11 protein-coding genes are annotated in these 11,644 nt (G+C 63.6%); 3 read left to right on the forward strand and 8 right to left on the reverse strand.

The features are described from left to right. Nucleotides 1-60: 60 nt before the first annotated feature. The 3 genes from kynU to EN893_RS03705 form a co-directional block, all read right to left on the reverse strand. A complete protein-coding gene (gene kynU / locus EN893_RS03695; protein ID WP_128361404.1) occupies nt 61-1,293 on the reverse strand; it encodes a kynureninase in 1,233 nt (410 codons plus the stop codon). A 71-nt stretch (nt 1,294-1,364) separates the two neighbouring features. Continuing rightward, nucleotides 1,365-2,201 carry a tryptophan 2,3-dioxygenase gene (gene kynA, locus EN893_RS03700; protein ID WP_127270200.1) on the reverse strand — a complete coding sequence of 279 codons (837 nt, stop codon included), beginning with the start codon at nt 2,199-2,201 and terminating at the stop codon, nt 1,365-1,367. Further along, a complete protein-coding gene (locus EN893_RS03705) occupies nt 2,198-3,823 on the reverse strand; it encodes an AMP-binding protein (protein ID WP_127270202.1) in 1,626 nt (541 codons plus the stop codon). The genes kynA and EN893_RS03705 overlap by 4 nt, the downstream gene beginning before the upstream one ends. Before the next feature lie 310 nt (nt 3,824-4,133). Between EN893_RS03705 and EN893_RS03710 the strand changes: the two genes are divergently transcribed. Next, a complete protein-coding gene (locus tag EN893_RS03710) occupies nt 4,134-4,964 on the forward strand; it encodes an alpha/beta hydrolase (RefSeq protein ID WP_127272193.1) in 831 nt (276 codons plus the stop codon). Nucleotides 4,965-5,012: 48 nt separating this feature from the next. Here the strand turns inward: EN893_RS03710 and glp are convergent, their stop codons facing one another. Genes glp through EN893_RS03735 form a run of 5 tightly spaced genes read right to left on the reverse strand, consistent with a single transcriptional unit; the run spans nt 5,013 to nt 10,425 of the window. Beyond that, nucleotides 5,013-6,218 (reverse strand): gephyrin-like molybdotransferase Glp, encoded by a 1,206-nt coding sequence (glp, locus tag EN893_RS03715; RefSeq protein WP_128361405.1) that lies wholly within the window; start codon nt 6,216-6,218, stop codon nt 5,013-5,015. Then, nucleotides 6,218-6,700 carry a cyclic pyranopterin monophosphate synthase MoaC gene (gene moaC / locus EN893_RS03720; RefSeq protein ID WP_127271357.1) on the reverse strand — a complete coding sequence of 161 codons (483 nt, stop codon included), beginning with the start codon at nt 6,698-6,700 and terminating at the stop codon, nt 6,218-6,220. Before moaC ends, glp begins: the two co-directional genes overlap by 1 nt. A gap of 2 nt (nt 6,701-6,702) precedes the next feature. Further along, on the reverse strand, nt 6,703-7,515 hold the full coding sequence (trpC, locus tag EN893_RS03725; protein ID WP_127271355.1) for an indole-3-glycerol phosphate synthase TrpC: 813 nt from the start codon (nt 7,513-7,515) through the stop codon (nt 6,703-6,705). A 10-nt stretch (nt 7,516-7,525) separates the two neighbouring features. Further along, nucleotides 7,526-8,536, reverse strand: a complete 1,011-nt coding sequence (trpD, locus tag EN893_RS03730; protein WP_127272191.1) for an anthranilate phosphoribosyltransferase — start codon at nt 8,534-8,536, stop codon at nt 7,526-7,528. Continuing rightward, nucleotides 8,533-10,425 carry a SurA N-terminal domain-containing protein gene (locus EN893_RS03735; protein WP_127268770.1) on the reverse strand — a complete coding sequence of 631 codons (1,893 nt, stop codon included), beginning with the start codon at nt 10,423-10,425 and terminating at the stop codon, nt 8,533-8,535. Before EN893_RS03735 ends, trpD begins: the two co-directional genes overlap by 4 nt. 145 nt (nt 10,426-10,570) lie before the next feature. On the opposite strand from EN893_RS03735, the gene tpiA reads away from it, so the two are divergent. Together tpiA and secG are read left to right on the forward strand one after the other, a co-directional pair. Then, a complete protein-coding gene (gene tpiA, locus EN893_RS03740; RefSeq protein ID WP_127268769.1) occupies nt 10,571-11,338 on the forward strand; it encodes a triose-phosphate isomerase in 768 nt (255 codons plus the stop codon). Between the two features lie 170 nt (nt 11,339-11,508). Next, the coding region (gene secG, locus EN893_RS03745) for a preprotein translocase subunit SecG (RefSeq protein WP_128361406.1) at nt 11,509-11,644 on the forward strand (136 nt) is incomplete at its 3' end.

Raw genomic sequence — 11,644 nt, forward strand, 5'->3', positions numbered from 1 at the left:
GCCGGGCAGTGAGGGCGGCGACGGCAAATCGCGGGGATCGTTGCGTCAGGTAACGGCTTCCTAGACGGCGAAACGCTGGTCCTTCCATGCGCCCGTGCGCAGAATGTCTTCTAGCACTTGAACCGCCAGCCACACATCCTTGTAGCCGATATAGAGGGGCGTGAAGCCGAAACGGATGGTCGATGGCGCGCGAAAATCACCGATGACGCCGCGCTCGATCAGCGCCCGCATGATTTGATAGCCGTGATCGTGAAGGAACGACACCTGGCTGCCGCGCCTGGTCGCGTCGCGGGTGGTCTCCAGCGTGAGGCCATAGGCGCCGCACTTTGCTTCGACGAGCTGGATGAACAGTTCCGTCAGCGCGACGCTCTTTTTTCGCAATGCCGCCATGTCGACGTCGTTCCAGATGGCAAGCGCGCCTTTGAGCGCCCGCATCGACAGGACCGGCTGGGTGCCGCACAGAAAGCGGCGGATACCGGTGCCGGCAACATACCCCCGTTCGAAGGCAAAGGGCCGCGCATGGCCCCACCAGCCGCTGAGCGGCTGGCTGATATCGCCGTGATGGCGCTGCGCGGCATAGATGAAGGCCGGTGCGCCCGGACCGCCGTTGAGGTACTTGTAAGTGCAGCCGATGGCGAAATCGGCATTTGCGTGATCGAGCTCGACGGGCAGGGCGCCGGCGGTGTGGCATAGATCCCAGACGATCAGCGCTCCGGCCGCATGAGCCTTGCGCGTCAGCGCCGCCATGTCGCGCAGTTCACCCGATTTGTAGTTGACGTGGTTGACCAGCACCACCGCGACGTTTTCGTTGATCAGCTCTTCGATAGTGGGCGCGTCGACGCCCGCGAGGCGCAGCAGGACGCCGTCCCGTGTCGAGGCCACGCCTTCGGCGATGTACAGGTCGGTGGGGAAACTGTCACCCTCGGCGACGATGACCGACCGGCCCGGCCGAATCTCCAGCGCCGCATGCAGCACCTTGTAGATGTTGGTCGACGTCGTGTCGCAGACGACGGTCTGGCCGGCCGCGGCTCCAATCAGGCGTCCGAGTTGATCGCCGAGTTCGATCGGCATCTCGAACCATCCGGCCGTATTCCAGGCTCGGATGAGGTCCTGGGCCCATTCCTGGGTTGCCGCCTGCTGCAGCTCGCCGAAAACGGCATGAGACGCTGCCCCCAGTGAATTGCCGTCGAGATAGATCACCCCCTCCGGCAGAATGAAACGGTCGCGCATGGCCCGCAGCGGATCTGTGGCATCCATCGCTTCGACTGCGGCGAGATCAGGAAATCCACTCATGGTCAGTCAGTCCCCGGTTGTTCGCGAAGGGTGTTCCGCCGCCGCGCGTCGCTGTTTTCATTTCGACGATGTCAGAGCCGGGTGCGGACCGTCCACAGTTCCGGGAACAGCACCACCTCGAGCATCTTCTTCAGATACGAAGCACCCGACGTGCCGCCGGTGCCGCGTTTCAGACCGATGATGCGCTCAACCGTGGTGACGTGGTTGAAGCGCCAGCGGCGGAAATAATCCTCGAAGTCGACCAGCTTCTCTGCCAGTTCGTAGAACATCCAGTAGCGCTGCGGATCGCGGTAAATGGTTTGCCAGGCGACCAGCACCTCTTCATTCTCGGTTCGCGTCTCACGCCAGTCCGTGCGCTTGGCATCGGCACCGATGTCGAATCCGTTGCGCGCAAGCAGCAGCAGCGCTTCGTCGTAGAGCGATGGTTCGGTCAGGATCGCTTCCAGCTTTCCGCTCAGGTCGGGCCGGTGCTTGTGCGGCCCGAGCATGGCCAGGTTGCGGTTGCCGGCCATGAACTCGATGGCGCGATACTGCCAGGACTGGAAACCCGAGGACTGGCCGAGCGCGTCGCGGAACTCGGTGTATTCGCTCGGCGTCATCGTCCGCAGCACATCCCAGGCATTGTTCAGCTGCTCGAAGATCCGCGCAACGCGCGACAGCATCTTGAAGCTCGGCTCGAGCCGGTCGGCGCGGATGGAACGGATCGCGGCTCCAATCTCGTGTAGAGCGAGCTTCATCCAGAGTTCGGAGGTCTGATGCTGGATGATGAACAGCATCTCGTCATGCGCCGATGACAGCGGCGTCTGGGCCTCCAGCACTTTCTCCAGGTGCAGGTAGTCGCTGTAGGACATGCGCTCCTTGAACGACATCTGGGCGCCTTCGGACGCCGGATCGTATGGCTCGCTCAATCGATTTTCTCCGTGCGCAGCCGGAAGCGCTGGATCTTGCCGGTCTGGGTCTTGGGCAGAGCGGCGATGAATTTTACCGATCGCGGATATTTATAGGGCGCGATCATTGCCTTGACATGGTCCTGCAGGCGCTTGGTGGTGAGGGCGTCGGGCGCGACGCCCTGCGCTAGCACGACATGCGCCTCGACGATCTGGCCGCGCTCGGCGTCCTCGGCGCCAATGACAGCGCATTCGGCGACGTCCGGGTGCGCCAGCAGCGCCGCCTCGACCTCGGGACCGGCGATGTTGTAGCCGGCGCTGACGATCATGTCGTCGGAGCGTGCGGCGAAATGGAAGAAGCCGTCCTCGTCCTGCGTGAAGGTATCGCCGGTGAGGTTCCAGCCGTCGCGCACGTATTCCTTCTGCCTGTCATCGGCCATGTAGCGGCAGCCGGTCGGTCCGCGCACCGCAAGCCTGCCGGTCGCGCCGCGTGGCACCTCGCGCATCTCGTCATCGACGACGCGCGCCTCGTAGCCGCCCACCGGCTTTCCGGTCGACGCGGGCTTCATGTCGTCAAAACGGTTGGAGATGAAGATGTGCAGCATCTCGGTGGCTCCGATGCCGTCGAGGATCGGCTTTCCGGTCTTTTGTGTCCACACTTCGAAAACGGGAGCAGGCAAGGTTTCGCCGGCCGAAACGGCGACGCGCAGCGATGACAGGTCCGCTCCTTCATCCATGGCCTTCAGCATGGCGCGGTAGGCAGTCGGCGCGGTGAAAGAGATCGTCGCTTTGTAGGTCTCGATGATGTGGATCATGTTGGGTGGCGTCGCCTGCTCCAGCAGCGTCGCCGCCGCACCGAAGCGCAGCGGGAAGATGGCGAGTCCGCCAAGGCCGAAGGTGAAGGCCAGCGGCGGCGAGCCGACGAAGATGTCGTCCGGCGTCACCTCCAGGATTTCGCGGGCGTAGGCGTCGGCGATGATCAGCAGGTCGCGGTGGAAATGCATCGTCGCCTTCGGAACGCCTGTTGTGCCCGAGGTGAAGCCGAGCAGGGCAACATCGTCGCGGCCGGTGTCGACTGCGGTGAACGTCACCGGCTTGTCGAGAGCGGCACGATCGAGTTCAGCATCATGGTTGGCGGTGCCGTCGAAACCGATGACCTGCTTGAGGAATGCGCTGTCCTTGGCGCAGGCGGTCATCTCGTCCATCAGCCTGGTGTCGCAGAGCGCGACGGTGATTTCCGCTTTGTCGACGATCTTGGCGAGTTCGCCGGCGCGCAGCATCGGCATGGTGTTGACGACCACGGCGCCAACCTTGGTGGCGGCCAGCCAGCAGGCGACCATGGCGGGGTTGTTGGCCGAACGGATCAGCACCCGGTTGCCGGGCTCGACCCCATAATTCTCGACCAGCGCGTGGGCCAGCCTGTTCGTCCAGTCGGACAGTTCCTTGTAGGTGCGGCGGCGGCCATTGCCGATCAGCGCGGTGTGGTCGCCCAGGCCTTTCTCGACCAGCCTGTCGGTCAGTTCGACACCGGCGTTGAGGCGTTCGGGATAGTCGAAGCCGTCGAGCAGGATTTCAGGCCATTGCTCCGGCGGCGGCAGGTGATCGCGCGTGAACGTGTCGATATGCGCTGAAGGCCCAAGCATGTCGCCGCTCTCCTGTCTGCTGGACGGCCAGTGCGCGAGGCGCCTGACCAGTGATCTGAAGGTCCTGCTTTTTTTGAGGAGGCTTCGTGCCGCAAGTCGCGCCTTGCTCGACGCCACCCGAACGGGGTGACCATTTGCAGGCTTCGGGCAGCACAGCAGACCTCCCATTGTCGGCTGTTCGTGCGGGCAGGATCGCACCAGTCGAAATTTGTTTCAAGCCTAAAATGTTTTTGCCCTAGAGCATTGACGCATGGCGTGGCGGTGGCCATTGCTAGCGGAACAGCGATGCCGTTTTTGGGGAAGGGCGCAGATGTTCGAACGTCACATCGTCGATTGGGATGATGCCTATGCCAACGGTGCGAATATCGCCGGCAGCGACCGATGGCCGGCCGCGTGGGTGGAGCCTGCGCAAGCGTTTCGTGACGCACTCTCGGCGCAGGGCCGGGCACGGCTCGACATCACCTATGGCGATGGGCGACGCAATCGGCTCGATCTCTTCCTCCCCAGCGCCACGCCCAAAGGGTTGGTGGTGTTCATCCATGGCGGTTACTGGAAGGCGTTCGACAAGAGTTTCTGGTCGCATCTCGCCAATGGTGCGGTCAGCAGCGGCTTTGCCGTGGCGATGCCGTCCTACACGCTGTGCCCGGACTTACGCATCGCCGGCATCGTCCAGGAGATCGGCGTGGCGATCGGCAAGGCGGCGGCAATGGTCGACGGGCCGCTGATGCTGACCGGACATTCGGCCGGCGGCCATCTTGCCAGCCGGATGGTGACGACAACCACGTCTCTGACGGACGATGTGGCGCGGCGCGTGCGCCATGTCGTTTCGATTTCGGGTGTCCACGATCTGCGTCCGATCATGCGCACCGAGATGAACGCGACTCTGGCCATCGACGAAGATGAGGCGCTGGCTGAAAGCCCGGCGCTGCTGCGGCCCATGGATGGTGCCCGCATCACCTGTTGGGCCGGTGGCGGCGAGCGCGCCGAATTCCTGCGCCAGAATGCGCTGCTTGCCAACATCTGGACCGGCCTCGGCGCCACCACCGGCACCGTGGTCGAGCCTGACCGGCATCATTTCAGCATTGTCGACGGCCTTGCCGATCCGGCGCATCCGCTGACCCGCGCCTTGATATCGGAATAGCGCCGACGTAATTTTCTGTTTGTTATTAATGGTTTGTTCTGCGCTGCTTCAGCGCAGCATCAGTACGCTGCAAGCCTCGCCAGCAGCTGCTGCGGGGGCAAACGGCGCCCGCACGATCAGCCCGTTGGCGTCGGCCAGCATTCTCAGCATCGAGGAATCCTGGATACCGAACGGCGTCGCCACCAGCGCGCCGTCATCTTCCCTGACCACCGCTCGCACATAGTCCTGGCGCAGATCATTGGCCGGCATGGCGGCACCCAACCGTGCCGGACGTATGTCCTGGCGATGATTGCGGCCGCCGAGCCGCGCCAGCAGCGGCTTCAGGAACAACTGCGAGCAGACCAGGCTTGCCACCGGATTGCCGGGCAGGCCGATGCACCTGATATCGCCGAGGCGGCCGAACATCAGCGGCTTGCCAGGACGCATGGCGATCTTCCAGAAGCCGAGCGTCATGCCTTCGCCGGTCAGCACGTCGTGGATCAGGTCGTGATCGCCGACCGAGGCGCCACCAAGCGTCACAATGACATCCGCACCGGCCGCGACCGCTTTTTGCACCAGTTCGGCGATAGCCTCCTTGCGATCGGCGGCAATGCCGAGATCGAGCGCGCGGGCGCCGACCGAGTGTGCGGTGGCGGCGACGCCATAGGCATTCGATGAAATGATCTGGTCCGGGCCGAGATCGCTGCCCGGCGGCAGCAATTCGTCGCCGGTGGCGATAATGGCGACCAGCGGCCGTTTCACCACGCTGACCCGAGGATGGTTGGCCGATGCTGCCAGCGACAGTGCCGCCGGGTCGAGCAAGCGGCCTTTTTCCAGCAGCATGTCGCCTGTTGAAAAATCGAGCCCGATGCGGCGGATATTGCGCCATTGCGCCGTTGGCGCGGTCACTTCGATTTCGCCGGCGCCGAGATCGCGGACATTCTCCTGGATGACGATGGTGTCGGCGCCTTCGGGCAGCGGCGCGCCGGTGAAGATGCGCACGGCCTGCGTCTGGCCGACCGTGCCGTCGAAGCCACGCCCAGCCGGCGCCATGCCGATCACCGACAGCCTGGATGGGACCGACGTGACGTCGGCGGCGCGCGCTGCATAGCCGTCCATGGCGGAAGCATTGAAAGGCGGCTGGGTGCGAAGTGCTACGACCGGTTCCGCCAGAACACGATCCACAGCCTCGAACAGGGGAACGCTTTCGCCGGCTAGAGGCGCCGCGCCATCAAGCAGGCGTTCAAGCGCCTCCGCGATAGGAACCAGCGCCATCAGGCGCTCGCCTTGTAGTCACCCGACTTGCCACCGGTCTTTTCGACCAGGCGGATGCCGGTGATGACCATGGCGCGGTCTACTGCTTTGGCCATGTCGTAGATGGTCAGGCAGGCGACCGAGGCAGCCGTCAGCGCTTCCATCTCGACACCCGTCTTGCCGGTGACGCGCGCCAGTGCGGTGACCTTCAGGCCCGGCAAAGCATGGTCGGGCTCGATGTCGACGGAAACCTTGGTCAAAAGCAGCGGGTGGCAGAGCGGGATCAGTTCATGCGTCTTCTTCGCCGCCATGATACCGGCGATGCGCGCAGTGCCGAGCACATCGCCCTTCTTGGCGTTGCCGGCGAGGATCATCTTCAGCGTCTCGGGCTGCATCGCGACAAAGCCTTCGGCGATCGCCGTGCGCGTTGTTTCGTCCTTGTCGCCGACGTCGACCATGTTGGCCTCGCCCTGCGCGCCGAGATGGGTAAGGCCCGATACCATCGTCAGATGGCCTCGGCCAAAGCCTTGCCTGTCAGAAGCAGGCGCGTCGCCGCGGTGACGTCCTGTTGCCGCATCAGGCTCTCGCCGACAAGAAAAGTGCCGATGTCGCTCTTTTGCAGCCTGAGGCAGTCGTCATGCGAGAAAATACCGCTCTCGCTGACCAGCAAGCGGTCGGCCGGAACCATCGTCGCCAGCCGCATGGAAGTGTCGAGGCTGGTCTCGAATGTGCGCAGATTGCGGTTGTTGATGCCGATCAGCCGCGACGACAGTTTTAGCGCGCGCTGCGTCTCGGTCTCGTCGTGCACTTCGACCAGTGCATCCATGCCGAGTTCGAAGGCCGTCGCCTCGAGCTCGCTGGCCAGGACGTCGTCGACACTGGCCATGATGATCAGGATGGCATCCGCGCCCCAGGCGCGGGCTTCGTAGACCTGATACGGATCGAACAGGAAATCCTTGCGCAGCGCCGGCAGCGCGACGGCGGCTCGCGCCCGGGTGAGAAATTCGGGCGCACCCTGGAAGGACGGTGCATCGGTCAGCACCGAAAGACAGGCAGCACCACCCTTGGCATAGGCCTGCGCCAGCGCCGGTGGATCGAAATCGGCACGGATCAGACCCTTGGAAGGGCTCGCCTTCTTGATCTCGGCGATTAGCGCGAAGGCGCCGGATTTGCGCTTCGCTTCCAGTGCGGCAAGAAAGCCGCGCGGTGCGTCGGCGTCTTTTGCCCGGGCCTTGATTTCGGCCAACGGCACGCGTGCCTTTGCTGCCGCGATTTCGTCGCGCTTGTAGGCCTCGATATTGCGAAGAATGTCAGACACGCTCTATCCGTTATCCGTTCGAAATCTCGACCAGCCTGTCGAGCACTCGCAGGGCACGGCCGCTATCGATGGCTTGCGCCGCCGCCGCGATGCCGTCGCCAAGCGTCGTCGCCTTGCCGGCCACAACCAGTCCTGCACCGGCGTTCATCAGCACGGTGTCGCGATAGGCGCCGGCGGCGCCGCCCAGCATATCGCGCAAGGCCTTGGCGTTGTAGTCCGCATCGCCGCCACGCAATTCGTCCTTGCTGTGGCGCGGCAACCCAACCGCTTCAGGCGTCAGGGTGAAGCTGCGGATCTCGCCGCCGATCAGTTCGGCAACCTGCGTCTCGCCGGTGGTGGTGATCTCGTCATAGCCGTCGCCATGGGCAACCCAGACATGCTCGGCACCCAGCGCCTTCAGCGTCTCGGCAACCGGCAGGATCCATTCCGGCAGGAACACACCGACCAGCTGCCGCTTGACGCCGGCCGGATTGGAGAGCGGCCCGAGCAGGTTGAAGATGGTGCGGGTGCCGAGCTCGACGCGAGTCGGGCCGACATGCTTCATCGCCGGATGGTGCGCAGGCGCGAACATGAAGCCAACGCCTGCCTCGTGGATGCAGCGGCCGATGAATTCGGGCGAGATGTCGATCTTGACGCCGAGCGCAACCAGCACGTCGGCTGCCCCCGTCAGCGATGACAGGCCGCGATTGCCGTGTTTGGCAACCGGCACGCCGCTGCCGGCAACGACGAAGGCCGATGCCGTCGAAATGTTGACGCTGTGAGAATTGTCGCCGCCGGTGCCGACGATGTCGATGGCGTCGGTGGGCGCGTCGACGTGCAGCATCTTGCCCCGCATGGTTGCGACGGCGCCTGAAATCTCGCTCACCGTCTCGCCGCGCACACGCAGCGCCATCAGGAAACCGCCGATCTGGCCGGGGGTCGCGTCACCCGACATGATGATGTCGAAGGCCTCGCGCGCTTCCTCGAAGGAAAGCGCGCTACCGGTCGCGATCTTGGCGATATGGGTTTTCAGCGCGCTCATCTTGTCGAGGCTTGGGCGACGGCGGCCTGGTCGATGCGAACGTCGTACTGCGTCTGCAACTGCGCCACCAACTGGTCGAGCAGGTCATCCGACATGCCGGAGGTGAAGGATTTCTGCGCGTCGTCCGGCACCGAACTGGCATCGGCTCCGGCGGGCTCGAACACTTCGGCGACCTTGTACAGGATCTGCCCGTCTCCGGTGGGTGAGGGGACCAAGCCGGTGCCGCCTTCGCCGACACCGAACATCGCTGCCGCACCCTCCTTACCGAAGTCGACATCGTCAGCCTCACGCTTGACACCGCGCTTGGTCTGCTTTTCGAGCTTCAGTTCGCTGGCGATGACATCGAGCGTTGCGCCGGCCTTGAGCCGCTTTTCCAGTTCGTCAGCCTTGGCGGCCAGCCGCTTGCTTATTTCCGCCGCCGTCCAGTCGGCGACGACTTTCTGACGAACCTCATCCAGCGTGCGGTCGCGAGCCGGCGTGACGGACGCCACCTCATAGAAGACGAAGCCGTTGTCGGCTGTGGTCAAGGCATCGTTTTCCGTGTTGGGTTCGGCGTCGAAGACGGCTTTGATCAGCTCCGGCGATTGCGGCAGGTCCTTGACGATGCTTGCATCTGGCCGCAGTCCACTGCGATCGATGGCGTCGATGGTGACGACCTTAAGCTTCAGCTTGGCCGCGGCCTCCGCCAGCGAACTGCCGGCGGCGCGGGTGTCATCGTAATTGTCGCGCACGTCCAGTAGGATGCGACTTGCCTCGCCCAGCGCCAGATCCTTGCGGATCTGATCGGACACCTCGGCCAGTGGCTTCACCACCTCGGGCTTGATCTCGGTGACGCGCAGCAGCACCGGACCGAAGGCGCCTTGCACGACCTGACTGACTTCATTGGCGTTGAGCGAAAAGGCCGCGTCGGCGACCGCCTTGTCGGCGATCTTGTCCTTGGCAAGCGTGCCGAGCAACGTATCGGCCGGCGTCTTGCCTTCGGCCGTGACAAGCTTGTCGAAAGTGGCGCCGGCCTTGAGCGAATCGAGTGCGGCCTTGGCCGCATCCGGCGTCTTGAACACGAGCTGCTCGACGGTGCGCAGTTCCGGCGTGGTGTAACGCGCCTTGTTCTTGTTGTAGTCGTCGCTGACCTGGCTGTCGGTGACGGCGGTCGTATCCATGATGTCAACGGGTTCGAGGCGGACATAGGAAAATTTGCGGTATTCGGGTGCCGCATATGTCTTCTTGTTGGCTTCGAAATAGGCCGAGAGCACGCTATCGGACGGCGCCGCGATCGGCTCGACCAGTGCCTTGGGCAGCGTCAAATAGTCGATGGTGCGGTCTTCGCCGCGATAGAGCGCAACCGCCTTGAAGAAAGTGTCCGGAGCCTTGAGGCCATCCGAGACCGCCTCGACAATTTGCTGGCGCACGGCCACCTGGGCACGGTTCTTCAAATAGTCCTCGGGCCGCATGCCGATCTGCTGCAGCATATATTCGAACGTTCTGCGGTCGAACTGGCCGCCCGGGCCCTTGAAGGCTGGGTCCTCGCGTGTCAACTCGGCCAGCCGATCCTTGGAAAGTCCGAGGCCCAGCTTGCGGGCCTGTTCGTCGAGAACGGCACCAGAGACGAGCTGAGCCAACACCTGGTTGTCGACGCCGAGCGCCTTTGCCTGTTCGTGGCTGAGACGTTGGCCGAACTGTTGCGACATGACGGCGAGCTGGCGATCGTAGGCGAGACGGTATTCGTTGATCGATACTTTGGTGCCGCCGGCGGTTATCACCGAATCGTGGCCGGCAAGACCGCTCATCAGCTGCCCGGAAACGCCCCAGACCAAAAAGCTGAGCACCAGCAGCACCAACAGCCCCTTCGCGACCCAGGTGCCTGCCGCGTTTCTCAATATACCAAGCATTTTTACTTCCGATTTATGCGCATTTTCGCACGCGCCGAGTCTGAAACAAGCGCAATAGCGCCCTTCCGGCCCACTGTCGATTGCTTTGTGGCCTGATTTTGGTAGTGAGGGCCAGAGCCCCGATATCATCCGGAGAAGCAAACCCATGACGCCAGGAATTCGCCCGCTCGTCGCCGGCAACTGGAAAATGAACGGCACCAGCGCCTCGCTCAACGAGCTCCGGATGATCGGCAACGGTTTCATGAGCGGACTTGACGCGGAGACCGAAGCGCTGGTTTGCGTTCCCGCAACCCTGCTTGCTCACGCCGCGGAGATCCTGTCACGCACGCCGGTGCATGCCGGCGGTGAGGATTGCCATACCAAGGAGAGCGGCGCCTACACCGGCTGCATCTCGGCGGAAATGCTCAGGGATGCCGGTGCGAGCCATGTCATCGTCGGCCATTCCGAATGCCGCGAGCAACGCGGCGAGGATGACGCCACTGTCCAGGCCAAGGCATCCGCCGCATGGCGTGCCGGGCTTGTTGCCATCATTTGCGTCGGCGAAACGCATGAACAGCGTGAAGCGGGCGCCACGCTGGACGTGCTGTCGCGGCAGGTCGATGGTTCGGTCCCGTCAAGCGCCACCCCATCCAACACCATCATTGCCTATGAGCCGGTATGGGCGATCGGCACCGGCCTGACGCCGACGGCCGGCGATGTGGCGGCAGCACATGCACATATCCGCGAAAAGCTGTCGGAAAAGCTCGGCGGCGTCGCGGCGAAGATGCGCATTCTCTACGGCGGCTCGGTCAAGCCCTCCAACGCGGTCGAACTGCTCGGCGTCAGGAATGTCGACGGCGCGCTGGTCGGCGGCGCCAGCCTGAAAGCGGCGGATTTTCTCGGCATCGCCGAGGCTTATCGCAATATTGCCTGAAGACATTCGCTCCGCCGGACAGGGCTTCCGGTGCACGAAATCGTTGCAAAGGACGGGTTGCTTCCCATATTCCGGCCACGGGCTTGGAAATGCCGTCAAAGCATTGTATTGAGCCGCCTCCAATTCACCGGTCGTGTCCGCGGCCGGGCAAGGCCTTGCCAGGATAAACTATGGAAACCGTACTGATCGTCATCCATCTCATGGTCGTGCTCGCCCTTGTCGGCGTGGTGCTGCTGCAGCGTTCCGAAGGCGGCGGCCTCGGCATCGGTGGCGGATCCGGCTTCATGACCGCGCGTGGTGCTGCCA

This window comes from Mesorhizobium sp. M7A.F.Ca.CA.004.04.2.1, from assembly GCF_004022825.1.
Classification (GTDB): domain Bacteria; phylum Pseudomonadota; class Alphaproteobacteria; order Rhizobiales; family Rhizobiaceae; genus Mesorhizobium.

Excerpts from the sequence above, each read along its gene's own strand:
- EN893_RS03710 (WP_127272193.1), top strand. The coding sequence starts at position 4,134 with ATGTTCGAACGTCACATCGTCGATTGGGATGATGCCTATGCCAACGGT.
- EN893_RS03705 (WP_127270202.1), bottom strand. The coding sequence starts at position 3,823 with ATGCTTGGGCCTTCAGCGCATATCGACACGTTCACGCGCGATCACCTG.
- tpiA (WP_127268769.1), top strand. The coding sequence starts at position 10,571 with ATGACGCCAGGAATTCGCCCGCTCGTCGCCGGCAACTGGAAAATGAAC.
- glp (WP_128361405.1), bottom strand. The coding sequence starts at position 6,218 with ATGGCGCTGGTTCCTATCGCGGAGGCGCTTGAACGCCTGCTTGATGGC.
- trpD (WP_127272191.1), bottom strand. The coding sequence starts at position 8,536 with ATGAGCGCGCTGAAAACCCATATCGCCAAGATCGCGACCGGTAGCGCG.
- kynU (WP_128361404.1), bottom strand. The coding sequence starts at position 1,293 with ATGAGTGGATTTCCTGATCTCGCCGCAGTCGAAGCGATGGATGCCACA.
- EN893_RS03735 (WP_127268770.1), bottom strand. The coding sequence starts at position 10,425 with ATGCTTGGTATATTGAGAAACGCGGCAGGCACCTGGGTCGCGAAGGGG.
- moaC (WP_127271357.1), bottom strand. The coding sequence starts at position 6,700 with ATGGTATCGGGCCTTACCCATCTCGGCGCGCAGGGCGAGGCCAACATG.